General features: G+C 32.1%; 22 protein-coding genes. 8 read left to right on the top strand and 14 right to left on the bottom strand.

What is annotated here, in order from left to right:
- Positions 1-19: 19 nt before the first annotated feature.
- The 4 genes from ACKTTR_RS05805 to ACKTTR_RS05790 form a co-directional block, all read right to left on the bottom strand.
- Positions 20-1093 carry an esterase-like activity of phytase family protein gene (locus ACKTTR_RS05805; protein WP_408026932.1) on the bottom strand — a complete coding sequence of 358 codons (1074 nt, stop codon included), beginning with the start codon at positions 1091-1093 and terminating at the stop codon, positions 20-22.
- Positions 1094-1343: 250 nt separating this feature from the next.
- Positions 1344-1718 (bottom strand): hypothetical protein, encoded by a 375-nt coding sequence (locus ACKTTR_RS05800; RefSeq protein ID WP_408026931.1) that lies wholly within the window; start codon positions 1716-1718, stop codon positions 1344-1346.
- 8 nt (positions 1719-1726) lie between these two features.
- Positions 1727-7105: a DUF6443 domain-containing protein gene (locus tag ACKTTR_RS05795; protein WP_408026930.1), complete on the bottom strand. Its 5379-nt coding sequence runs from the start codon at positions 7103-7105 to the stop codon at positions 1727-1729.
- Between the two features lie 8 nt (positions 7106-7113).
- On the bottom strand, positions 7114-10572 hold the full coding sequence (locus tag ACKTTR_RS05790; protein ID WP_408026929.1) for an RHS repeat protein: 3459 nt from the start codon (positions 10570-10572) through the stop codon (positions 7114-7116).
- Between the two features lie 260 nt (positions 10573-10832).
- Between ACKTTR_RS05790 and ACKTTR_RS05785 the strand changes: the two genes are divergently transcribed.
- Positions 10833-11222, top strand: a complete 390-nt coding sequence (locus ACKTTR_RS05785; protein WP_408026928.1) for a DoxX family protein — start codon at positions 10833-10835, stop codon at positions 11220-11222.
- Positions 11223-11261: 39 nt separating this feature from the next.
- Here the strand turns inward: ACKTTR_RS05785 and ACKTTR_RS05780 are convergent, their stop codons facing one another.
- The 7 genes from ACKTTR_RS05780 to ACKTTR_RS05750 all read right to left on the bottom strand — a co-directional run bounded on the left by ACKTTR_RS05780 (position 11262) and on the right by ACKTTR_RS05750 (position 18625).
- Positions 11262-11720 carry a GyrI-like domain-containing protein gene (locus tag ACKTTR_RS05780; RefSeq protein ID WP_408026927.1) on the bottom strand — a complete coding sequence of 153 codons (459 nt, stop codon included), beginning with the start codon at positions 11718-11720 and terminating at the stop codon, positions 11262-11264.
- A gap of 64 nt (positions 11721-11784) precedes the next feature.
- Positions 11785-12441 (bottom strand): lysoplasmalogenase, encoded by a 657-nt coding sequence (locus tag ACKTTR_RS05775; protein ID WP_408026926.1) that lies wholly within the window; start codon positions 12439-12441, stop codon positions 11785-11787.
- 21 nt (positions 12442-12462) lie between these two features.
- On the bottom strand, positions 12463-14460 hold the full coding sequence (gene ligA / locus ACKTTR_RS05770) for an NAD-dependent DNA ligase LigA (RefSeq protein WP_408026925.1): 1998 nt from the start codon (positions 14458-14460) through the stop codon (positions 12463-12465).
- A 4-nt stretch (positions 14461-14464) separates the two neighbouring features.
- On the bottom strand, positions 14465-15028 hold the full coding sequence (locus tag ACKTTR_RS05765; RefSeq protein ID WP_408026924.1) for a hypothetical protein: 564 nt from the start codon (positions 15026-15028) through the stop codon (positions 14465-14467).
- A 133-nt stretch (positions 15029-15161) separates the two neighbouring features.
- On the bottom strand, positions 15162-15524 hold the full coding sequence (locus ACKTTR_RS05760; protein ID WP_408026923.1) for a hypothetical protein: 363 nt from the start codon (positions 15522-15524) through the stop codon (positions 15162-15164).
- Positions 15525-15622: 98 nt separating this feature from the next.
- Positions 15623-17065: a glyceraldehyde-3-phosphate dehydrogenase gene (locus tag ACKTTR_RS05755; RefSeq protein ID WP_408026922.1), complete on the bottom strand. Its 1443-nt coding sequence runs from the start codon at positions 17063-17065 to the stop codon at positions 15623-15625.
- Positions 17066-17236: 171 nt separating this feature from the next.
- Positions 17237-18625 carry a trypsin-like peptidase domain-containing protein gene (locus ACKTTR_RS05750; RefSeq protein WP_408026921.1) on the bottom strand — a complete coding sequence of 463 codons (1389 nt, stop codon included), beginning with the start codon at positions 18623-18625 and terminating at the stop codon, positions 17237-17239.
- 136 nt (positions 18626-18761) lie between these two features.
- Here ACKTTR_RS05750 and dapF point away from each other — a divergent pair, with 136 nt between their 5' ends.
- From dapF to ACKTTR_RS05730, 4 genes are all read left to right on the top strand, one after another.
- Positions 18762-19538 carry a diaminopimelate epimerase gene (gene dapF, locus ACKTTR_RS05745; RefSeq protein ID WP_408026920.1) on the top strand — a complete coding sequence of 259 codons (777 nt, stop codon included), beginning with the start codon at positions 18762-18764 and terminating at the stop codon, positions 19536-19538.
- Complete coding sequence (locus tag ACKTTR_RS05740; protein ID WP_408026919.1) at positions 19538-20062, top strand: GNAT family N-acetyltransferase; 525 nt, start codon at positions 19538-19540, stop codon at positions 20060-20062. Before dapF ends, ACKTTR_RS05740 begins: the two co-directional genes overlap by 1 nt.
- The gene (gene mltG, locus ACKTTR_RS05735; RefSeq protein ID WP_408026918.1) at positions 20055-21083 is read left to right on the top strand and encodes an endolytic transglycosylase MltG; all 1029 of its coding nucleotides are present in this window, start codon (positions 20055-20057) and stop codon (positions 21081-21083) included. The genes ACKTTR_RS05740 and mltG overlap by 8 nt, the downstream gene beginning before the upstream one ends.
- Positions 21084-21251: 168 nt before the next feature.
- Entirely contained in the window at positions 21252-21872 is a 621-nt protein-coding gene (locus ACKTTR_RS05730; RefSeq protein WP_408027001.1) for a peptidoglycan-binding protein LysM, read from the top strand.
- A gap of 49 nt (positions 21873-21921) precedes the next feature.
- Here ACKTTR_RS05730 and ACKTTR_RS05725 read toward each other — a convergent pair whose 3' ends face one another.
- Genes ACKTTR_RS05725 through dnaA form a run of 3 tightly spaced genes read right to left on the bottom strand, consistent with a single transcriptional unit; the run spans position 21922 to position 24545 of the window.
- Positions 21922-22626, bottom strand: coding sequence for an SAM-dependent methyltransferase (locus tag ACKTTR_RS05725; RefSeq protein WP_408026917.1), 705 nt, complete (start codon positions 22624-22626; stop codon positions 21922-21924).
- A gap of 5 nt (positions 22627-22631) precedes the next feature.
- On the bottom strand, positions 22632-23084 hold the full coding sequence (locus ACKTTR_RS05720; RefSeq protein WP_408026916.1) for a low molecular weight protein-tyrosine-phosphatase: 453 nt from the start codon (positions 23082-23084) through the stop codon (positions 22632-22634).
- A gap of 36 nt (positions 23085-23120) precedes the next feature.
- A complete protein-coding gene (gene dnaA / locus ACKTTR_RS05715; protein WP_047789195.1) occupies positions 23121-24545 on the bottom strand; it encodes a chromosomal replication initiator protein DnaA in 1425 nt (474 codons plus the stop codon).
- Positions 24546-24717: 172 nt separating this feature from the next.
- Here dnaA and ACKTTR_RS05710 point away from each other — a divergent pair, with 172 nt between their 5' ends.
- From ACKTTR_RS05710 to ACKTTR_RS05700, 3 genes are all read left to right on the top strand, one after another.
- Positions 24718-25137, top strand: a complete 420-nt coding sequence (locus ACKTTR_RS05710; protein ID WP_408026915.1) for an acyl-CoA thioesterase — start codon at positions 24718-24720, stop codon at positions 25135-25137.
- 6 nt (positions 25138-25143) lie between these two features.
- Positions 25144-25716, top strand: a complete 573-nt coding sequence (locus ACKTTR_RS05705; protein WP_408026914.1) for a cob(I)yrinic acid a,c-diamide adenosyltransferase — start codon at positions 25144-25146, stop codon at positions 25714-25716.
- Between the two features lie 100 nt (positions 25717-25816).
- On the top strand, positions 25817-26038 hold the full coding sequence (locus ACKTTR_RS05700; protein ID WP_047789198.1) for a DUF2795 domain-containing protein: 222 nt from the start codon (positions 25817-25819) through the stop codon (positions 26036-26038).
- Positions 26039-26079: the final 41 nt, after the last annotated feature.

Genomic DNA, 26079 nt, shown 5'->3' with positions numbered 1-26079 from the left:
TACGAATAGCTAATTTATATTATTTCTCATCAATTTCTAATAATAAAAATTGATTTAACTGCTTTCCATACAACTGAAAGTTATCATCAGCTGCTAAGACTAACGATTTGTTTCCGTTTTGTAATATTGGACCAAAAGTAATTGCTTCAATATTGTCTATAATTCCGTCTGTTAATTGATTTTCAACAGTGCTAAAATCAAATAGCAACTCTTTTTTTAACGGTGTATATTTTTCGTTTTTCAAAGATTGTTTTTCTAGTGTATTTGTTGAAGTATTATCTATAGTTGCTTTAAAGATTCTAACTACATTTCCATGGCTCCCATAACCACTTTGATATGCTCTTTCAATTATAAAAAAATGATTTTTTTGATATTCTAAAATAGCAGTAGTTCCATTTAGATTTATTTTTCCTTTAGCTGGTTTATCAATTTTCTCTAATTGATATGCGAATTGTTTGGTCGCTTTTTTTGATTCATTATCAAAATACGTTATTCTAATAGGAGATTGTGTTTCATGAAATGTTGGTTCTTCTCCATCTGCTTCTAAAGGAGCTTCCATTGCTACCCAAAAACCTTTTCCATCAAAACTTTTTGAAGAACTTTCAAAAACACCATTATGTTTTGGTTTCGCTTTAGATGTTGCTTTGAAATAGTTAGGTATTTCTACCTCTTGTTTAAAGTTTCCTTTTGTGTCTATTTCAAATATACTTGGGTCTTTTTTATACTGAATAGATCCTTCACTTACTAAATTTATAGTTCCCTTATCTACAAAAATAGACTCTAAATCTAATACATTGCTTTTAGTAAACTGACTTATAGTATCGACTATAATAACATCTTCAAAGTTTACCGATTGTATCGAATCATTTTTAACAGTAATATCTCCTACTAAAATTCTTGGATTTGTAGCATCATCCACTACCATATAGTAATTGTTATTGTAATAATCAATTCCAGAAATTCCTCCAATAACTGTACTATCAATTTGCAATGAATCTTTAACTATATATTCATTTAAAAACTTAAGTGAAATGGCTTGTTTCTTACAAGCTACCAAACCTACAATCGATAAAGCAAGTGCTATTTTTTTCATACTTACAAAAATATTGTTTTTAGTTTATGTAAGCATAAACGGTTTTGGTTTTACTTGTTTTCTAGTAAAATCATTGTATTAATATCTAAGAACAAAAAAGATGAACCTAAGTCCATCTTCTTACTTGCTTTTAATACATGTAAAAGAATACTACACAAAAACTAAAACCACGTTTTAAACCTAGAGCGTGGCTCTTTTTAATCGTTTATAATCGTATTTTCAAATATACCCTAGTTTATTATATTATCATTTAATTCAATCCCTTTGTTTTTACAACTCTACAATCATCACATAGTCTTATTTCATTTAAATAACTAGTCTTAGGAATTGATTTTAAGTTTTTAGTAGACACTAAAACTTTTGTATAAAGAGTATCATTTTTGAAATTAACTGATTCAACTAATATTTTTGTAGTGTCGCAATAAACAGTTATACAGTTATCAATAAGAGGCTTATAACCATATCCATCAAGGTCCATTAAAACTAGCCTTGTTCCTGCTTCTTTATTATTAACATCATTTATTAATTTAAAATGATCTATTAAATTTTGTTTATCCCATTTTTCATCTAACCATCCACATGATTGTATAGATATTATTATTATTAAAACTATTATTTTTCTCATTTTTTTAGTTAATTATTTTCTCTCCCGATGTTTGATAAATATTGCCATACTGCTGTATGCTTTTTTGAAGGTAAACTTCTACTCCACATATATCTTTGATAAGTGTTTTTTAATGAATTACTTGAACCATCATTAGTTCTTATTTTATTATTTTTACCACTAACCTTATTGTCCGATAATGATTTTAAGGTTTTTGAGTCATAAACAGAAATAGTTATAGACTCCCCATCTGCATTGACTCTGACAGATATTGACATGCTACCAATGACATGCACTGGACTATTCCAATTACTTGGTTTATTCCAATTATTTTTTAGCCAATTTTTAATGTTTCCTGGAGAGTAAGAATATACATATCTTTCCCCTGGTTCAACTTTACCATCTCTAAATATATCATATATACCATTCCATATTCTTTCTTCAACTGGTGCCCATTTTTTTATATCATCAAGTGCTTTCCCACCAGCGATAACTGTATTTTCATTTCCTTTCCCAAAAACAAAATCAGATCCTACCTTATAAATATCATCAAGGTTCACAACATTCCCTACACTATTATTAGGGTTTCTATAACCACCATATGGGTTATCTGTAAAATCCATTTCTGGATTTACTTTTAAGTACTGACCCGCATAGATTTTGTCTATCTCTTTTATATGGTTCAATCTTTGTAAATCACTCATTGTAACACCGTATCTTTTTGAAATATCAGATAAAGTTTCTCCTTTTTTTATTTGATGAGTTACAGGGTCTCCAGGGCCTTTTGGAGCCATTCCATCTGGGTCAATAAAGAATATTGGATTATTAAAAGCATAATTAAATGGGGAATAACTTCTCATTTTCTCAGCAAGCGGGTCTAAACTCATCCATCTACCTAAGGCAGCATCATAGTTTCTTGCTCCAAAATCCATCCACTCCAATCCAAGTTCTTGGTTTAGTTCTTTCCCTCCAAAACCAAACTTCTGAGCAACACTATTTCCAATTGATGAAATATTACCATTATACCCTTTATGTTTTAAACCAAAAGGATAGTAATTATTTTCTTCTATAATCTCAGTACTAGGAGTAATTACGCCATCATTGTTGTTATCTATGTATGATAATTTTACATTCCCTAAATGGTCTTTGTATTGGTATACATAGTTAAAGGTACCATCATCATTTTTTACATATCCTTCTGGATGACTCAAAAACTGCAATGCTCCATTTTCATAAATAAAGTTTCCAGCATAATCGGTAGTAGTACCATCAGCTACCTTTTTTAACTTAGTACCAAAAGCATCATAAGTATACTTAATAGTACCTCCTGCTAAGGTTACATTTACAGGTAAGTTTAAATGATTGTACGTAATTGAAGTAATCCCCTTGTTAGCATCCGTTTTCATATTCCCATTGACATCGTAGGTATAATCGTTACCTGTATTGATACCATCTTTAAAACCGTACGTTTTATTTCCAGTATCTGCAACTCTTAGGAGTTTATTACCATTGTCGTAACTATACACTAGATTATCCATTACACCAAAACTTGTTGCTCCACTGTTCAAGTGCCCATTTCTTGCAAGTGTTAAGATATTTCCATTCTTATCGTAGGTAATTCCCGAAAGATTGTAATTTGAGTTTGGTGTTCCTACAGCACTGACTAATCTATTTAATGCATCAAATTCATACGAGTAAGACCTCGTACTAGTATCGGTGTTTAAGGTATTCCAAGAAGTTTCACTTATATTCCCATTATATAGGGGCGTAGCACCATTTTGAGGGTTGTTGTAGTTGATACTAAAATTAAACAAATCCTTATCATTTTTACCATCTTCGTTGATGTTTTTTAACCAACCGCGAACATTATACGCATAATCTACTTTTTGTAAACCTTTACTATTGTCTACAATTTTTAGGTTTTTGATTTGTCCCCCATTACTATACATAGTAATATCTCCTAATAAATTTCCAGATGAAGATTTTGAAGAGGTGTAAAATGTTCTTCCGTTCTTTTTGTAATGTATTTTACTACCAACCCTTTCAACTCTTAAAACATCACCAATGCTGTAAGATTCGTTTGCCGAGAAAGAAGTTTCAGGAGCTTCTTTAATCCTGATACTTGAATCAGTGTAAATATAGATACCAAAATCCATAGTATCGTGACTAGAATTTATATTTTGATCTGAAAGACCAATAATAAAAGATTTGTTATTTGTTAGAGGGATAAATTCTACATATCCATCATTAGCAAAACTTCCTAAGGTAGCTAATCCTTCGTTCCATCCATTAGTTCCTGTTTTTGTTATGGTATTATTACTGATATTAATGCCACTAGTTACATCTTTATACCCATCTTTTGTTCCGTTACCTGTAAGTTTTGCCTCTAACTGCCCTAACTCATCGTAATTGTTTTTTACAATTCTTTCAGAGGTTTGGTTGTTGATTTGTTGGGTTTGACTAATTAGCCTATCCATATGATCGTATTCAAATCGGTCTACGGTTACAATTGGAGCATTAGTTTCTTTAATATGTGTAGTTTTGGTTTCTAATACTTTACCAGAAAAATCTAGTTTACTTTCTACAATGTCTATAGTACCTAATTCATCGTTTTTAGAATACACATAAATAGGTCTAGCTTTTTTGTTGTAATAGGTAACTGCAGTGATCCAGTTGTTTGTGCCTAAAACTCTGACTTTAGACACCGTTGCTAAACCTTTAGTTCGACTAGTGGAGGTTATTCCGTAACTGGTAGTTACTGTTTGTCCTAAACCATCTGGTAAATCAATATACGTATCATAGTAGTTGATGGTATAAACACCTGTAACCGCATTAGGGATAGCAGATTTTGTATAATAAATATCCGCTCCTCCATAAGTTTGTTTTGAGGTTATTGTCTCAAATTGAGTGTAGTTTCCTGTAATAACCATATTTTGTAAATAAGGTCTAGTACCGTTATTTTCTGTATAGCCTGTATAAGCCACTCTTCCTAAGATATCATACTTTGTAATTAACCATCTATCATAGCTTAAATCTAAGTTATTTGATTTTCTCATCAGAGCATCTTGAGTAAGTACAGGCCTATCTAATTTATCATAAACAATATATTCCCAACCTTTACCTGGTATTTTCTTTTCTACGAGTCGGTTTTTGTTATCGTATACATATTGATAGCCTAAATTATCCAGTTTAGATTTTATTACAGCCAAAATATTTGTTGAAGCATCCATCATTGGAGGCAATACATAAGTTAAATTTCCAAAATCATCATATACATAGTAGGTATCGTGAGCTGTTTCAACTCCTTCTACTAAAGCATAGGTTCTTTTTAAAATTACTTGTCCTTGTTTGTTCTTAAACTCTTCTGTGGTGTGCAATTTACTTGAGCTACCATTATGATTCTCATCTTTAGTAACTGTTTTATACAACTCTCCTGCTATAAAATTTCCATTATTCACTGTGCTAAGTTCTAGAGTAGGAGTATAGGTGTTATCAGCAAAAGAGGTAGTTACATAGTAATTTTTAACCTCAGTAGCAATATTAGTATCATATACAAACTCAATTTCGTGTCCGTTCCCTAATTTCCAATCTTTTCCTGGAGCTGCTTGTTTTAGTACTCTATTAAGAGGTGAACCATCAAACTGCTTTTCTGAATAAGCATTTATATCAGGTAAGTTTACGCCTGTAAAATCATCACTATAATTTACTTGATAAAAACTTTTTGTAGCCGATGCAACATCACCTGTTATAATTGTTCCATTAGCACTTTCAACAGCATAGGGGAGGTATTCTTTAGTTTGGCGTCCAAATTCATCGTATTCTACATGAGTAACAATATCTTTAGGCTCTTCATTATTCGTTAAAATACCACCTGCTTGTATTGCTATACTTTGTTTAGCTCTTCCTAAACCATCAAAATAAGTTATACTTTCTAGTACATCTTTATTTTGCATTATTCCAGTAGGGTTTGTCATGGGTTCTTTATACGCTCTAGTAAACACATAGTTTTCGTTACTAAATACTGGAGGTGTGTAGCTACAACCATTGTTGGTACCTGCTTCATTTGGACAATTATCAGTATTGTTAGTAACATATCCTGCAGGCTTAACGCTGTAATATACACTATTGTTTGGGTCTCCAAATCCATCTCCATCAGCATCTAAGTAAAATGTTTGTGGCGCAATATTGGTAATATTTACGGTACTATCGTCATAATCATCATTATTAGTGGTGTATCCTGCAGGTTTAACGCTGTAATACACGCTATTGTTTGGATCTCCAAACCCATCATTATCGGCATCTAAGTAAAATGTTTGCGGTGCGATATTTGTGATGTTTGTAGTGCTATCATCATAATCATTATTGTTGCTCACATATCCACTAGGGGTTTCACAAGTGCTAATTGTATTATTAGCATCACCATAACCATCTCCATCTTGATCCGCATACCAAATAGAAGGAATGTTTATAGTATAACTAATAGTCTTTACATCACTCCAGCATTTTGTAGAGGTATTGTATGCTCTAAGATAATAAGTTGTTCCGCTAGTTCTGGTGATACTGATATTTGAATTAGAGATACTAGTTCCAGAACTACTACTTTGCCAATACCAAGTGATTCCAATAGGAGGAATACCTCTTGTTAGTACTGTATTACCACAGTTTTTTTTAATAGATGGAGTGTCAGGAGTATCTGGTTTGGTTTCATCAATTTGTCCATCACAATTGTTATCAACTCCATCACATATTTCAAGAGCTCCAGGTTTAATATTAGGATTGTTATCATTACAATCACCTTTTTTTTCAGAATAATAAAATGGCTCTCCGAGAGGGTCTGTAAAAAAAGGTTTCTCACAAGCTAAAACTCTCTCGCCACCATCACCAAAGCCATCATTATCGGCATCTCTATACCAATATTTTGGAAGACTTGCATCTGAGTCATTACAGTCACTAAAATTACTCACATACCCTAAAGGAACTGAACAGTCAAGAACTTTGTTAGTTTTGCTCCCATAACCATCTCCATCATTATCTCTATAATAATATCTAGGAAGTGAAGGATTACTATCATTACAATCTCCTCCTTTAGAAGTATAACCTGTTGGTTTCCTACAACTATAAATTTTATTATTTGGATTTCCTACCCCATCTCCATCATTATCTTTATACCAAACTTGTTCTGACGTAGCATTGGGATCACTATCATCACAATCTAAGTTATTAAAAACAAACCCATTAGGACGAGTTGCACTTCTATATGTTATTAAAGGATTTCCTAGTCCATCCCCATCAGCATCTCGATACCATATACTATCCTCATCTGTACCTATTGGAGTCGGTATTGTTTGAGAAAAAAGAATCCCAGAAAAAAAAAGAGAAACAATTATTAGTAATAAGTTTTTTTTCATAGCAAAAATTAGTTTTTGTAGTTGTACTTATGTTCTTTTAAAAGATTTCCGTCGGCATCTTTTATGAATTCTAATCGGTTAAAATCATCATATTCATAGTATATAGTTTGTCCTCGAGGGTCAGTAGTACTTGTTACTCCAACTAATGGATTGTAAGTAAAAGTGGTTACTTGAGCGTCAGATAATAATGGACAAAAATTATGATTTCTTAACTTATCTAACGATACTCTTAGACTATCTTCTGTAGTTACATCAATATCTTGATTAGAAGCGCTCTCTATTTCAGATATTATGGCACTAGGAATATCTGATAATGTAGCATTCTCAATTTTAGCTATAGGTCGAGTTTTGTTATACCCCCAAATATAAACAATATGCACTCCATCTTTCCTACTTACTTCTGTCGGATTTCCTTTAGAGCCATAAGAATGATATATAACTCGATCTTTTAATGTTTGTGCACCTTTAAAAGCTTGAATCTTATTAGGTAAATTCACCCCATCAAAATCACCGTACACTGTTTTTTGATGAAAAAGGAGTTCATCAGATTCAGTTATTCCGTTTTTGTTATAATCTTGATAGGTTAATGTTTCTATGGGTATATACCTATGAGTGGTTACCAATTCTTGTTCAGGTGTAGTTCGACTTACAATATCTTGTGGATAAATTGTTTCGTTAATAATAATATCCCCGTTACTTTTTGTTTGTTTTTTCTTACTTAATTGGTAATGTTTATCGTAATTATAGAAATAATTAGTAATAGTCTCCGTGCTTCCTGAATCAAAATAGCTGGTTTCAATAGTTTTATACAAATCAGAGGTTCCTCCTGTTAATTGAAATGCCTTATAATAATAAGCTTCATCTGGAACTACATAATCTCCGTTATCCCATTTTTTATTAAGTTCATCCTGTACGCTTGGTATTAAAAAATCTTCTGTAATTATTAACTTCCTTAAATCTCTTGCTAAAAGAACCTCAAACATTGGAAGTCTAAAGAGTGTTGAGTTTTTCACATATTGATAAGTATCAATGTTTAGATTATCTTTAAGCGGTAAATATGTTTGAGCAGAATAGAAAGTCGCATAAGAATCATAACCTTCTTGATTATTAGCATACAAAAACTCTTTTTCTATTTTTTTTATAAGCCTACCATTTTTCTCAAAAAATCTAGTCTCTAAATTAGCTCCTCTCAACCATTCATGATTATTAGGTATGTTATATGGATAGTTATACCCACTTCCTGTATCCCCAGTTACGAGGTATTCGTATTCAACTTTACCTGTATTATTTGTTTTACTTCCTAAATACTCTGTTACTAAAGAATAGCCTACGCTATTTCCTTGGTCTGTGCTTAATGGGCTCCCTGGCATATTTCCGTGTTGAAATAACATTAAAAAAGGAAGTCCCTCTCTATTATCATTTGACTTTTGTACATACCCAGGAAGGCCTAGAAGTTCGCCTGTAGAAATTCCATTTTCATTTTTATAAGAATATTCTTTAAACGATGCTAGCGAATTTTCTTTGTCATACATTTCTATTCTTTTTATGCGTTTACCTCCTCCATAAGTCTCACTATCACCTCCTCCATCTTCTTTTACTTCTTCATATCTCATTTCTATTGCAAAATCATACTGATCTTTCAGAAAAAGAGGCTCATCATTTTCATCCGTATTTCCTGGTAGAGGAAATGGTTTAAAATAAATGTATCCAGCATTCCTTGTAAACTTATCTCCAGGAAATACCCTCCCCGTTATAGATATTCCATCACTACTAATCCCTAAACCAAAGATGCAATCTGGTATTTTATTATCTTCTATACTTTCACAAAGTCCTGGGTCTTTATCACAGTCTACATTCATACCTGTGTCTATAACAAGATGTTTACAATGAAATTCAAATTGAGTATTAGGAGCTGGAATTTCAACCTTCAAAATTCTATATCCCCCTACCTCATCAAATACAAAATCTTTTTTTGTTATCTGTTTACTAACTGTAACTGTTTCCTTAAGAGGAGAAGTAACAATTGACTTACTTACATAACTAGTTTTAACAATATTATCTTCAAATACTAATACTTGACTTCCTCCTGTTGGATATTTAATTTTCTTTAACATCCCTGCAGATAAAAACGATGAGTTAACTTTTCTATCATCCGCAGTATTATTCTCATTAAAAAAAGTTAAAAATCTCCCATTGTTAGCTCCGTTATAATACCCCCATCCATCTTGTGAAGTTGAAAATCTACTAGGTAAAACACCAGAATTATATTCAAATTCATACAAAGGAATGCTTTTTCCTCCCTCTAAATTTACCTCTGTTAATTTAGTTAAAAACATACGCTTCTTCGACTTTGGATCCAACTGATCCAATAACTCAAGTTGATTATTAGTCGTTCCAAGTGTGTAAGCATGAGATAAGTCAAATCGTTTGATAACCTTACCCACATTATTAGTTAATAAGATGTTTTTTAGGTTAAACCCTCCTACAAGGTCTTCTCTTTCTGTTGTATTAGGTATAAAATGTAAACTCCCCGAACTAAACCTAATTTCTTTTACATGATATTGAATACTCTTCATCTTACTAAAGCTACTACGAACTCCATTTGTTACTACTTTATCTGGCCCTTTTCTATAAAAAGTAGATTCTTCGGGTTCATTAGGGTATATATATTCCACTTTTCCTCCTTCAGGAGTATGAATCTCCATTAATTGCCAAGCACTAGGATAAAAATCAATACCTTCTTCTTCTATAGTTAATGAACCATTAAGATAATTTTCACTCTTCACTACTCTATCATATGAAATAGCTATACGTTTTTTATCTTTAGATATCCCAAAATAAAAAATTGTTCCATTTGAATCAGTCACCTTAAAACCTAATAAATTAAATTGAGTATTTATATCAGGAGTTTTATAAATAGTTTCTATTTTAACATCTGCAAACTTTTGTAATAATGGTTGTCCATCATTATAGTCATAAATAAAACTTCCATTAACTCCTGAACTAGTACTAATCATAAATTTATCAGGTGTATAATCATAAGGATGTCCAACGGACATCGAACTCACCATCTTCTCTCTTTTTAATTTATTTATTAGAAAATCTTTGAAATCATCCATATTATCAAAATAGCCGTATGGAGCCTCATCTGCCTCCCCTCTAATCTGTCTTGAAATTGCTCCCCCATGGCTTAAAGCCCAGCCTAATCCTACTCTTGAAGCTACTTCTCCTATTTTAATACCTCTTGTATGATAATTCAATTCTATGGGGACAGTAATTCCTCGTTCTTGAATAGTAAAAATAGGAACAGAAATATTTGCTGTTCCTGTATACTTACTTACAGGAATTTCAGAGAATTTGGCTAGTGAAATAGCCTCTGGTGTGGGTGGTATAATGCTAGGAATTTCTTGTGCATACCCCCATACACAAAACAGCATTATAAAAATGCTTAATGTAATTTTTTTCATAAAAAATAAGTGTGATTAATTAGCAATTTCCTTTTTTGGGAGAGCAAAACTACACTTTTTACCATAAAAAATAAACTATGGATCAAACATTAAGAGAAACATTTAAAAGAAATGTATTTAACACACTAAACAAGAATAAATTACAAAAACTAATTTCTCTCCTTATATAGCAACTCCATTTACAACCTCTCAAAACTATTATTATTAGTTCATGTAAGCATTAAAAATTGTAACGTCTAATCAAGTAGATTTAATTAATCATGAAAAAGTATATTCTTTTATTTTTAAAGTTGACAGCTGCCTTTATAATGCTTCAAACACTGTTTTTTAAATTTACTGGAGCTCAAGAAAGTATTAATTTATTCACTAAAATAGCTGGAGATAATGAAGCTTATATGCGAATAGGTACAGGTGTTTTTGAATTAATTGCTTCTATACTTTTATTTATCCCTAAAAAAACTTGGCTAGGTGCCTTGCTAACTATTGGTTTAATGGGTGGAGCAATTATGAGCCACTTAACTATTTTAGGTATTGAACATAACGAAGACGGTGGTACTTTGTTTATAAGTGCTATCGTAACCTTTATCTCTGGAGTGATTCTATTGATTTTTAATAGAAAAAATATACCTTTTGTTGGAGATAAAAATTGATTTAAATTAGAAAGAGCAGTTTTAAAACTGCCCTTTTAGTTAATTTACTCCTATAAATATTTCTACTTCTGTATTTGTTGGGTCTGATGCTTTTACTCCATATACCTCATAATCTGAAGTATAAGCTCTATTTATATCTTCATTCCAAATTTCTAACCATTTGTTATAGACAATATTCTCAGTTAAGCTTCCTTTTGCTACATATGTTTTATAGTTTGGTGCTTCTATTTTTTTACTCATAAACCCTTCTGGGATATTACCTATTTCACTTACCTTACAACCGATGATTGTTGTGTATGGCTTGGTATAATCTGATTCATAATCCGTATACACAGCGTATACTTCATTTGAAAGTTTATTGGGTATTTGTTCAGCTATATTTTCTGACATAAATCGCTGCCATAAAGCAGGTATGTCTTTTGCAGCTTGTTGATTCTCGTTAGTAGTTCTTACTGAAATTCCTACCACGTAAAACGGTTTATTTTGTCCTGTACTCATCTTTTGTTTTTTTTATTTTCAACAAAAATAAAACCTCATTATGTCAACCCTATGTCAGTAGTTTTTAATTTTCTTTAGCTATGATTGCTTTAACAATTAAGTATTGAGAAACGATATACAGGATGATTATAGCAATATCAAACAACTTTTTAGGTGTATAAAAGTTATTTAATGCTATAAGGCTATCAGAAGCGATAAACAAAATAGCTCCTAATAACAACCATGAATTAGCTGTGTTTTTTTGCTGACGATAATTTAGTAATGCCGCTGTTCCAAATGTTGAAATAGCTATTCCATACACCAATACAGGTAGTAACATCTCACCTAAATTATTATAAATTAAACCTAAGAGCCCCACAAATAACAATACAAAAGGAATTGCTGACGTTAGTATTTTAACTACTGAGTCTTTATACAAAAAGCTTGTCGTTATTTTAATATAAACAACATGTGCTACCAAAAACGAAGCTAAACCAAACACAAAAAAGCTTGTTTTATCTAGCAGGAAAACATCACCCCAAAACGAAAAAAACAAGGCTGATAACAACCAGAAACTAGGCTTATTTACCGATACCAAATACACTACCGCTAGTGATGTCATTAGTAAAGGTTTAAAAATCATTTCTATGTTTTTTGTTTGTGTTATTACTGCATATACGTCAGCAATAGCAATCAATAAAAAAACGATGGAAGCTAGAATTATTTTAGTTTGTTTGGTCATGTTTTCCTTTTTAATTAAAAATTAGGCTATCATATCAATAAAATCTTGTTCCGAGATAATTGGAATTCCTAAACTTTCTGCTTTGGTAAGTTTACTTGGTCCCATATTATCACCTGCTACAATATAGGTAGTTTTTTTAGAAATTGAACTCGACACTTTTCCTCCGTTGTCTTCAATCGCTTTTTTGAGTTCGCTTCTACTCATTTGATGAAAAACTCCTGAAACTACAAAGACTTTCCCTGCCAACTTATCAGTCTGCCCTTCTAAACTTTCTGCTGAAACTTCTAGTTGAACTCCATGTAATTTTAATCGGTTTACCAATTCAATATTCCCTAAATCGTTCGAAAAATCAATAATACTTTGTGCTATTCTATCTCCAATTTCGTCAACCGCAATTAGTGTTTCAAAATCAGCATTCATTAAATTATCGATTGACTTAAAATGTTTTGCTAGTTTTTTTGCTACAGTTTCACCTACAAAACGGATTCCTAGTGCAAACAACACTTTTTCAAACGGAATTTCTTTTGACTTTTCAATTCCTTCAATCATGTTTTGCGCTGACTTTTCTGCCATTCTTTCTAACGGAATAACTTGTTCTACCGTTAAGTCATATAAATCCGCATAGTTTTTAATCAACCCTTCTTTACGCAATAAATCAACAGTTTCTCCTCCTAAACCATCAATATCCATGGCTTTTCTACTAATAAAATGCTTGATTCTACCTGTAATTTGCGGTGCACATCCAAATTCATTTGGGCAATAATGTTTTGCGTCTCCTTCAGTTCTTACCAACTCTGTATGACATTCAGGACAGTTAATTGCATATTGTGTAGGAACAGAATCTTCTGGTCGTTTTGTTAAATCAACACCTACTATCTTCGGAATAATTTCTCCTCCTTTTTCTACAAAAACAGTGTCTCCTACTCGTACATCTAACTTTGCTATTTGGTCTGCGTTATGTAATGATGCTCTTTTTACAATCGTTCCAGCTAATTGTACAGGTTCTAAGTTTGCTACCGGTGTAATTGCTCCAGTTCTACCTACTTGATACGTGATTTCATTTAATACTGTAGAAACTTGTTCCGCTTTAAATTTATAAGCAATTGCCCAACGAGGTGCTTTTGAAGTATATCCTAGTTCGTCTTGTTGCTGAAACGAATTTACTTTTACCACTACTCCATCCGTTTCGTAAGGTAACGTATGACGTTTAACATCCCACTCGTTTACAAAATCTAACACCTCCTCAATCGACTTAGCTAAAACAATGGTGTCTGGAATTTTAAACCCAACTTTTCTGGCAGCTTCTAAACTTTCAAAATGCGAAGCATATTTACGTTCTCTAGTTACTAACTGATACAATAAGCAATCAAGTGGTCGTTTTGCTACTTCTGCACTATCTTGCAACTTCAAGCTCCCACTAGCTGTATTACGCGGGTTTCGATATGGTTCTTCATCATTCGCAATACGTTCTTCATTCATTTTATTAAATCCGTCTAACGGTAAAATGATTTCTCCTCGCATTTCAAAATCTCTCACAAAATCACTATTTGGCAATAGTGGAATGGATTTTATTGTACGAATATTGGTTGTTACATTATCTCCTTGAAAACCATCTCCACGAGTAACTGCTTTTACAAACTCACCATTCTCATAAGTAAGGTTTATTGAAGCTCCATCGTATTTTAACTCACACGTATATTCAACTTCATCGGTTCCTAAATTTTTTTGAACACGCTTTTCCCAATCTAACAGGTCTTCTTTAGAGTACGAATTGTCTAATGAATACATTCTATGCTTGTGAGTAACGGTTTCAAAGTTTTTAGTAACTTCTCCTCCTACTCGTTGCGTTGGTGAATTTGGATCAAAATATTCTGGATTTTCGTCTTCTAGTTGTTGAAGCTCTTTTAACTTAATATCAAACTCATAATCGGAAATAGTTGGTGCATCCAACACGTAATAACTATGATTATGTTTGTGTAACTCTTCTCTTAATTGTTGTATCTTCTCCTGAACTGTCATTAAATTATTTTCTAACGGTACCTGTAAAATGATTTATTTTCGAATTGATTGGATTTCCTGATGCTCTTCTGAATGAAGCTAACTGACCTGCATGCCAAATAGCATCTGCTATTGGACCATTAATTGCATTCCATAATGGAAACTCTTTTTCTCCAAAGATTATTTTGAATTGTGACACATCATCACTTTCTCTTAGAATATCACTGGCTTGCTTTAAGTTTTCTAAGGTTGTTTTTCGTTTTTCAACAAATGTCATTCCTGACTTTGCTTCTTTATGAGGAACTTTTAACGCTGCATTTTTAATTACTTGCGATAAACTTAACACATGATCTATTGTTTCTCCTGTAGTTTTTGCTTCTGCACTTGGTTTATATTCTAAATCCCTTTCTGTTAAACCTTCGGTTGCCCAATAATAGCGAAAACCTAATCCATCTATCATTCTACTAATTACAGATCCTGTAGTAAATTCTTTGGATTCTTTTGGTATTTCGTAGTAAGGTAATTTAGATTGTGCATTTGTTATTATTGCTGTAAATAGCAATAGCATAGGTGTAAGTACTGCCTTCATTTAATTTTATTTTTTGACGCTAATTTAAGGAAAAGATTTATGAGTAGTATATGTAAAATAACGCCTAATAAAAATAAAAAAACCGAGGCAATCCCTTACCTCGGTCGTTAAAAAACAAACTATGAATGATAGTTTATTTTTTTAACCACATAGTATAGATGGTTTCTTTATTTCTTGCTGAAACTAATAACATTGTTTCGCTAATTTTTTCAATTTTTAAATTTTCTTCAAAGCTTTCATTATCAAACTCAAGTTCCTTTGCTCCCGCTATTAATTTCCAAGTCCCGCTTTCTTCCTTATTACTCATCATCACCTGATATCTCCCATCTGGACTTAACTCTAACCAATTCTTACCATCAGAAAATTCAAATTTTTCGTCTCCAATTTTCATTGAATCTACAAACCATTTACCAGAAACTAGTGTTTTTAATTCTTGAGAATAGCTTAGTGAAGTCGTACCAAGCATTAAGAATAGTAATATTATTACTCTTTTCATTGAGGGGACATTGTTAAGGGGTTACTCTTAGTCAAATATAACAAAAAAGCCGAAGCAAATCAATGCTTCGGCTTTTTTTATCTGTTTTTAACTTTATTTTAATAATAAGTGTAACGACGTACTTTAGCAATATGCTTTGCTAAACGCATTACTTGGTGTGAATAACCGTACTCATTATCATACCATACATAGATAACGATAGTATCTCCGTCTGCAATTGTTGCCTTACTATCAAAAATAGATGGTGCTGTTGTTCCTACAATATCAGAAGACACTAATTCATTACTTAATGAGTATTGAATTTGCTCTACTAAATCTCCTTCTAGCGCATACTGCTTCATAATAGCATTTACAGACTCAACTGTTGCTTGAGTATTTAATTGTAAGTTTAAGATAGCTAACGATCCGTTAGGTACTGGTACACGAATAGCACTTGAAGTTAACTTACCTGCTAATGCTGGTAATGCTTTTGCTACTGCTTTTCCTGCTCCTGTTTCGGTAATCACCATGTTCAACGCAGCAGCTCTACCTCTACGGTATTTCTTATGCATGTTATCAACCAAGTTTTGGTCATTCGTGTATGCATGAATTGTTTCTAAGTGTCCTTTTTTAATTCCAAAGTTATCTTCTAACACTTTTAATACTGGTGTAATAGCATTGGTAGTACATGAAGCTGCTGAGAAAATATCGATATTATCAGGATTATTTTCTTCATGATTTACTCCATGAACAATATTTGGCACCCCTGCACCTGGAGCAGTTAATAATACTTTACTAGCTCCTTTTGCTTTTAAATGACGACTTAATGCTTCTTCATCTCTAAAAGCACCTGTGTTATCAATAATTAACGCATCGTTAATTCCGTATTGCGTATAATCAATATCTTCTGGTTGTGCAGCAGAAATCATGTGAACAGTTGTACCGTTAATGATTAAAGCGTTGTTATCAGCATCTACCTGAACTGTTCCTAAGAAATCTCCGTGTACAGAATCTACACTTAATAAAGAAGCTCTTTTTTCTAATACTGTTTGATCTATTTTACCACGAGTTACTACAGCTCTTAATCGTAATTGAGAACCTTTTCCCATTTTACTGCTCAACTCACGAGCTAATAAACGACCAATACGTCCAAAACCATATAATACTACATCTTTTGGTTGAATATTTTCTGCTTCAGTAGCGTCTTTTAATTGCTCTTTTACAAAAGCTATTTTATCTGCCGATGCATCATCTTGTAAATGATATTCGTACGCTAATTTACCAATATCTAATTTTGATGGTGGTAAATCAATTGATTGAATTGCTTTAGCTATTTCTAAAGCATCTTCTATTGTTATTGGCTTCGCTACAAACTCTTTAGCGTAATCGATTAAGTTTAAAACCTCACTAGCTCTTTTATCTACTAATGGGTTTCTAAATAATACTAACTCGATAGATTTATCGTACCATAAATCGTTAACGATATTAATAAACTCAACCGTAGCTCTTCGAACTTGCGCTTGATTTACTACTTCTTTTTCGTAATTTGTTATTGTTGACATAGTTGTGTGTTAACTAAAAATTAAAAAATTTGTGCAAAAATAGGTATTTCTTCTTTATTTTTTATTGGTTTTACAAAAGAAAAAAGCCCTATTAAAACGATTTTAACAAGGCAAGGCTTTTTATTTTAAGATGTATAGTTTATTCTTCTAGGAAACTTTTTATACATTAATTTAGTATCTAAACCTTTCTATTTGACCCGATGGACTAATCATCTCCAATAAAAGCCTATTTCCACTTCCATACATACTATCTAACATGGTAACAGCTTCTTTTGCTGAGCTAACTTTCTTCCCATTAACTTTGGTTAAGATGTACCCTTTCCCAACTTCGAACTGTTTGAATGCTATATTTTGTGTTCTTTTAATCTTAGCTCCTCCTTCTATTTTAAACTTCTTTCTATCTTCTTTAGTAAGGTCTTCAAACTCGGTTTGTAAAACTTTACTTACTGGTAATTTTATAAGTTTAGTTAACTTAACAACTTTAGTTAATTCTTCTCCATCCCTATCAATTGTTACATTCACATATTCTCCAGGTCTTTTTGCCGTTAACTGTCCTTTTAAATCAGAAAACTTAGAAATCTTTACATTATTTACTTTCGTTATGATATCCCCTTCTTCTAAACCGGCTTTTTTAGCACCTCCTTCTTCTAAAACTTCTCCTATTTTTACTCCTTCAATATTTACTGCTTCAATATCCACATTAATTCCTAAAACAGCTTGTTGCACCATTCCAAACTCTAGTAAATCATCCACCACTTTTTTAGCAATATTTGACGGTACTGCAAACGAATACCCAATAAAAGAACCTGTTCTCGAAGAAATAGCTGTATTTATCCCTATCAACTCTCCTCTTGTATTTACTAAGGCTCCTCCACTATTTCCTGGGTTTACAGCTGCGTCTGTCTGGATAAATGAGTCAATATTAGTATTTCCATCTAAGTCACGTCCTTTTGCACTTACAATACCTGCAGTAACCGTAGATGTTAGGTTATACGGGTTCCCTACTGCTAACACCCATTCTCCTACTTTAATATTATCAGAATTCCCAAAAGGTAAATTAGGCAATTCAAAGTCAGCCTCTACTTTTAACAAAGCTATATCATTACTTTTATCTGCTCCGATTAAAGTTGCCTTTAACTTTTTTTGATTATTCAATGTAATTTCAATATCACTTGCTCCTTCAATTACATGATTATTAGTTACAATATACCCGTCAGGAGAAATAATTACGCCACTTCCTGTACCTACTTGTTGGTACTTTCTTGTTCCACTTCCTCTACCATAAAATAATTCTGCTAACGGGTTTTGTTGTGTTCTTATTGATGTATTTTTAACATGCACCACTGCATGTACTGTTTTATCTGCTGCTTCCGTAAAGTCGGTTGGTGTTGATGTTGAGTTTATTATTGTCGGCGTGTAACTTGCCTTTACAGTTTGCATTGTTGGTTCTACCGCTTTCTCTAAAATCACTTGCGGTTCTTCTATCAATGTTTTATATCCTGCAAGTGCTATTGCGCCTCCTAAAATCGCAATTCCTAAAGTTCCAATAATTTTCTTCATATGCTTACAAAATTTTATACTCCAAATATACAATTTTAACATTTCAAGTAAATGTGTTTAACTTCTATTTAACTGATTTTAACCGCTATTTAACAATCCTCTTTACTTCATAAAATATGTATCTTTGTCCTTTATTATGGATTTAGAATTTTACAAATACCAAGGAACTGGTAACGATTTTATCATGATTGATAATCGTTCAAAAACCTTTCCAAAAAATAAAACTGACATAATTGCAAAATTATGCGATAGACACTTCGGTATTGGTGCCGATGGTCTTATATTACTTGAAGAAGATGATACTACCGATTTTAAAATGGTATATTATAACTCTGATGGTAATGAAAGTACTATGTGTGGTAATGGTGGACGTTGTATTGTAGCTTTTGCACATAAACTTGGACTTTTCGAAACCGAAACCACTTTTATAGCCATTGATGGACTGCATCATGCTTCTATTTTTAACAACCTTGTTTCTTTACAAATGATTGATGTTAACAGGGTGAATATTTTTGACAAGTACGTTTTTACCAATACAGGATCGCCACATCATGTTCAATTGGTAAACAACCTTGCTAATTATGATGTGTTTTCAAATGGAAAAAAAATCAGGAATGAAATTTATGGTACCGAAGGTAGTAATGTTAATTTTGTAGAACAAATAACAAATAACACTTTTAAGGTACGCACCTACGAGCGTGGTGTAGAAAATGAGACTTTAGCCTGCGGAACAGGTGTTACTGCCGTTGCTATAGCCATGCATGCAACTAAAAAAACAAACAGTTCATCCATAACCTTGCCTGTTGAAGGCGGAGAGTTAGAAGTTTCTTTTGAAGAACAAGACGGAATCTATTGCAATGTGTTTTTAAAGGGACCTGCTACATTTGTATTTAAGGGTAAAATAAATATTTAGTGCACACGTTAACTGGAACACATATCAAGTTAAGAGCCTTAGAGCCTGAAGATTTAGAGTTTTTATTTCAAATTGAAAACAATGAGTCTTTTTGGGAAGTGAGCCATACACAGGCTCCTTTTTCTAAGTTTTTACTGAAACAATATTTAGAAAACACTCATTTAGATATTTATGAAGCTAAACAATTACGATTAGTTATTGATGATAAAGTGACTGGTAAATCTATTGGGATGATAGATTTGTTCGATTTTAACCCGCAACATAAAAGAGCTGGTATCGGAATTTTAATTCACCCTGACTTTCAACAGAAAGGATTTGCTTCTGAAGCTTTACAGTTACTAATAAAGTATTGCTTTACACATTTGCATTTACATCAATTATATGCAAATATTACTAATGACAACACCAGTAGCTTACATCTTTTTGAAAAACAAAATTTTAAGCAAATTGGTATTAAAAAAGATTGGATATTTCATAACGGAACATATAAAGACGAACTATTATTTCAATTAATAAATGAATAAAAAAATTATCTTAGGAGGTATTGCTGCTATTTTTTTAATTGGCGGAATCATTGGTTTTAACTACTATCAAAAAATCTTTGGTAAGACTGTTACTAAAGATGGCGCTATCTATATAGGCTCTAACGCTTCTTTTATGGATGTCAAAAAACAACTTTCTGAGTTTGTTAAACATCCTGAAAATTTTGTTTGGGTTGCTGAAAAGAAAAAATTCACCAAACCTAAAGGTGGAAAATATTTATTGAAAAAAGGGATGAACATGAATGATGTTGTAAACCTTTTACGTAGCGGAAATCAAACACCAATTACTCTATCATTCAATAATCAAGATACCTTAGAAAAGTTAGCAGGTAGAATTGCTGAACAAATTGAAGCAGATTCAATTGCTCTTTTACAAGCAATGACTAATTCCAACTTTTTATCAACTAACAATTTCACTGAAAAATCAGCTTTAGGAATGTACATTCCGAATAGCTATCAGTTTTATTGGAATACTTCCGCTGAAAATTTCCGTGATAAAATGCTGCGCGAATACAATCGTTTTTGGACTTCTGCTAGGTTAGAAAAGGCTAAAAAACTGAACCTTTCAAAAGAAGAGGTAATTACATTAGCTTCTATTGTTCAAAAAGAAACAGCTAAAAAAATAGAGCGACCTATTGTTGCCGGTTTATACTTAAATAGATTAAAAGATAATTGGCCTTTACAAGCTGACCCAACAGTTATATACGCTATTAAAGAAGTTAAAGGACAAGATTTTGTTGTAAAAAGAGTTTTAAACAAAGATTTAGTAATAGACTCTCCATACAATACTTATAAAAACACAGGGCTCCCTCCTACTTTGATTGCAATGCCAGATATTTCATCTATTGACGCTGTTTTAAACCATCAAAAACACAATTATTACTACATGTGTGCTAGTATTGATAAAATTGGTTTTCATGAATTTGCTAACTCTTTAGCACAACATAATAGAAATGCTGTAAAATACCAACAGTGGATAAATCAACAAGGAATTAAAAGATAAATTAACAAAATTTTATTCTTACCTATTTCATTAAAATATTATCAAAAAACTAATAAAAGGTTGTTATTTTTGTTTTTTACCTAAAAAAAACACCGGAAAATAACTTAATCACTAATAGTTAAAAGACTGTAAATTATTGATTCATAGTCTGTTATAAAAAATTACCGTATCTTTGCAACGCTAAACAGAAAGTATTTAATTATCAGACATTTAGTATTAGTATTTTTAGGATTTGTATTATTAACCAGTTTTACAGAGACTACAGCTAAAAAAGAAAAAACTACTACAACAACGCCAATACCAATTCATAAGGTAAAAAAGGTAAACATTCCTTTTTTATTAAATGATTTTGTAGGATTTAAAGAAGCCTTAGCTTTTAAAGAGTCACAAGGTAGGTACAGAGTAGTTAACACACTTGGATATTTAGGGAAGTACCAATTTGGTAAAGAAACCCTAAAGAGATTTAGAATTTACAACACCACTCATTTTCTTAAAAACCCAGAATTACAAGAACGCACATTTGTTGCTTATTGTAAGTTAAACAAATGGATTTTAAGAAAAGACATTAAGAGAAGTGTTGGTAAAACCATTAATGGAGTTAAAATAACCGAATCTGGTATTTTAGCAGCAGCACACTTAAGTGGTGCCGGTAATGTGAAAAAGTTCTTACGTTCAAATGGATCTATCCGTTTTAACGATGCCTATGGAACCTCTATACAATCATACCTTAAAAAGTTTGCTGGTTATGATGTTTCTAACATCAAAGCCAACAAAAAACCAACGGTTTAACTAATAAGAAAATATTAAAAAAAAGCATCGATTTAATCGATGCTTTTTTTTATTTATGAATTATAAAAATTGCTGGTCGCTTGTGTAGGTCTGTCTTAACATGCTTCCATTCTTTTACTGTTAGTGTTTTAATGTATTCTGTTGGAAGTGTAATATCACACGCCACACAAACTCTTGTATCAGGTGACAAGGTAGCACGTAAATCATCTAACATTTTTTCATTTCTATAAGGAGTCTCAATAAAAAGTTGAGACTGATTCTTTTCTTTTGAAAGCTTTTCCAAGTCCTTAATTGCTCTTTTTCTATCTGATTTATCAATAGGTAAATATCCGTTAAACGCAAAACTCTGTCCATTCATACCAGACGCCATAATTGCTAATAAAATAGATGAAGGCCCCACTAACGGAACTACTTGAATTCCTTTTTGATGCGCCAACTTTACAATACTTGCACCTGGATCTGCCACTGCTGGTACTCCTGCTTCAGAAAGTAAACCTACTGATATTCCTTTTTCACAAGCATCCAAATAATTCTTAGTTTCTAAATCATCAGAATACTTATCCAACAACATCAACTCCAATGAAGGTTGTGATTTTGTTGGTGTAATTCTTTTAATGAATCTTCGAGCAGACTTTTCGTTCTCAACAATAAAATAATCTAATTGTTCTACCACTTTTTTTACTGATAATGGCATCACCTCTAATGGTTCAGTATCACCTAACGTTGTAGGAATTAAGTATAATTTACCTTTCATTATTTTTATTCTAATTTTGAAGCTATAATTTCACACGCTTCATCTAACATTTTATATACATTTTCAAAACCTTGATCTCCTCCATAGTAAGGATCTGGAACATTCCTGTTTTCATCAGGATACAATTCGTTCAAAATCATCCTTACTTTTTCATGCTGTTCTTCATTTTCAGACAAAGCTACAATATCAGCATAATTACTCTGATCCATCGCAAAAATCATGTCAAACTTATCAAAATCAGTTTTTCTAAACTTTCTTGAACGTTGATTGGTAATATCTATTCCATATTTTCTAGCTACTTCAATAGAGCGTCCATCAGGTAATTCACCTACATGATACCCCGCAGTACCGGCAGAATCTACTATAAAACTTTCTGGTGGTAACTTAGATTTTAAAATCCCCTCAGCAAGAGGAGATCTACAAATGTTACCTAAACAAACCATTAATATTTTTTTCATACCCATAAAAAAACCTCACTTAGTGAGGTTCGTTATTTATAAAGTTAACTTTTTTGTTAAATCTTCTACATACTTTTTAAACTGCTTATCAGTTTCAGTCAAATTATCTACAGTTTTACACGCATGTAACACCGTAGCATGATCTCTTTTACCTATTTGACTTCCAATACTTGCTAACGACGACTTTGTCATACGTTTCGCAAAATACATAGCTAACTGACGTGCTTGTACAATGTGACGTTTACGTGTTTTTGATTGTAAAGTTGCTACATCCATATCAAAGTATTTTGATACTACTTTTTGAATATAATCAATAGATAATTCCTTTTTCGTATTCTTTACAAACTTATCTACAATCTGCTTAGCCAACTCAATTGTAAATTCTTTTCTATTAAAAGAAGCTTGAGCTATCATTGAGATTATCACTCCTTCTAACTCACGAACATTCGATTTGATATTCTTTGCAATATACTCAACGATTTCTTCTGGCATCTCAACACCATCTCTATACAATTTGTTTTGTAAAATAGAAATTCTTGTCTCGTAATCAGGCGCTTGTAACTCAGCAGATAATCCCCATTTAAAACGAGACAATAATCGTTGTTCAATATCTTGCATATCAACAGGCGCTTTATCCGAAGTTAAAATAACCTGTTTACCATTTTGATGTAAATGGTTAAAAATATGGAAGAACACATCTTGAGTACCAGCTTTTCCTGATAAAAATTGCACATCATCTATAATCAACACGTCAATCATTTGATAGAAATGGATAAAATCATTTCTGGTATTTGATTTTACCGAATCAATGAACTGTTGTGTGAATTTTTCAGAAGATATGTACAATACCGTTTTATCTGGATATTTATCTTTAATCTCAACACCAATAGCATGAGCTAAGTGTGTTTTTCCTAATCCAACTCCACCATATATTAATAATGGATTGAACGAAGTTCCGCCTGGTTTATTTGCTACAGCCATACCTGCAGAACGTGCCAACCTATTAGAATCTCCTTCTACAAAATTCACGAAATTGTAGTTTGGATTGAGTTGAGATTCTATCTTCACTTTTTGTAACCCAGGAATAACAAATGGATTTTTCAATTCTCGTTTTGATTCCAACGGAACTGTTACCTTTTGCGGTTTTAAAGGATTACGGTTTGAACTAGGTATTTTTACTGTCTGAGGGCTATTACTACTGTACGTATTCTCCATACGTACATCGTAAATTAGTTTAGCATCATTTCCTAACTGACGAACCAAAGCTACTCTTAACAGTTTTATGTAATGCTCTTCTAACCACTCATAAAAAAATTTACTTGGTACTTGAACTGTCAAAGCCTCCCCTGCCAATTTAATAGGCTTTATAGGCTCAAACCAAGTCTTATATGCCTGTGGTTTAATGTTATCTTTGATAAAAGACAAGCATTCCATCCAAACTGAATCGGCTGTTTTAGTCATATTGGTAAAAGACAATTTTAGTTGTTAATTTTTATTCAGGTTTAGGGGACACCAAACATGAAAGTCTGGGCGAACAAAAGTGTGAATAAATTTTAGTATAAAAAAATCAAATCACTATTGACTTTTATTTTTTTTTTGCGTATCGTTAATGCAATTAAAATAAAAAAAACTTTTGCAAAAACATTACACATCTATACGTGTTCGGTATGCTGAAACTGATCAAATGGGAGTAGTTTATCACGGAAACTACGCACAATTTTTTGAGATTGGTCGTACCGAATGGCTACGTTCTCTGGGCGTTACTTACAAATATATGGAAAAAACAGGAATCATGTTGCCTGTTATTTCTTTATCTTGTAACTTTAAAAAATCGGCATTATACGACGATGAATTAACCATTACAACCATTTTAAAAAAAACACCTTCGGTAAAAATTGAATTCGACTATGAAATCACCAATCAAAATAACGAACTAATTTCAACTGGAAATACTGTTTTAGCATTTATTAACAAAAAAACAAAAAAACCTATGCGTTGTCCTGATTATATTTTAGATAAATTAGCTATCTTAAATAGTCAATCAAACAAGTAAAAACATATGAAGATATACACTAAAACAGGTGACAAAGGTACCACTGCCTTATTTGGTGGTACTCGAGTACCTAAACACCATTTAAGAATAGAAAGCTATGGAACTGTTGACGAACTTAACTCTTACATCGGATTAATTAGAGATCAAAACATTGATGATACTTTAAAAAAGAAATTAACAAAAATTCAAAGCGATTTATTCACATTAGGTGCCATGTTAGCTACACCACCTGAAAAGGAAACTTTAAAAAGTGGTAAAGAACGCTTAAACATCCCTAAAATTAATGAAGAGTCAATTAAGTTTTTAGAAGACGAAATTGACCTTATGAATAAGGACCTACCCCAAATGACACACTTTGTATTACCAGGCGGTCATCAAACCGTGTCATTTTGTCACATAGCACGCTGCGTATGCCGTAGATCGGAACGATTAGCTGTGGCTTTAAACGAAGAAGAAACAATTAGCGATACTGTTTTAAAGTATTTAAACCGACTTTCTGACTACCTTTTTGTGTTGGCACGGAAGTTGACCCAAGACTTACAAGCTGAGGAAATTAAATGGATTCCTGAAAAGCTTTAACTAAGTTCTTTAATTATTGATTTCACATTTTTTAAAAAAAACTTGACTTTTTACAAAAAAAAATTATTTTTGCGGAAAATCTTATTAAACAGATAAAGAAATGTATTGGACACTTGAATTAGCATCTTATTTAGCAGATGCACCCTGGCCTGCAACTAAAGACGAATTAATTGATTACGCTATTCGTACTGGAGCACCGTTAGAAGTGGTAGAAAACTTACAAGATATCGAAGATGAAGGTGAGGCATACGATTCTATTATTGAAATCTGGCCAGATTACCCTACAGAAGAAGATTATCTTTGGAATGAAGATGAATACTAGAAAAAATAAATCATAAAAAGTCTCTTTTACAGAGGCTTTTT

This window comes from Tenacibaculum litoreum, from assembly GCF_964513915.1.
Classification (GTDB): Bacteria; Bacteroidota; Bacteroidia; order Flavobacteriales; family Flavobacteriaceae; genus Polaribacter; species Polaribacter litoreum.
This window is presented reverse-complemented; position numbering and strand designations above follow the sequence as displayed.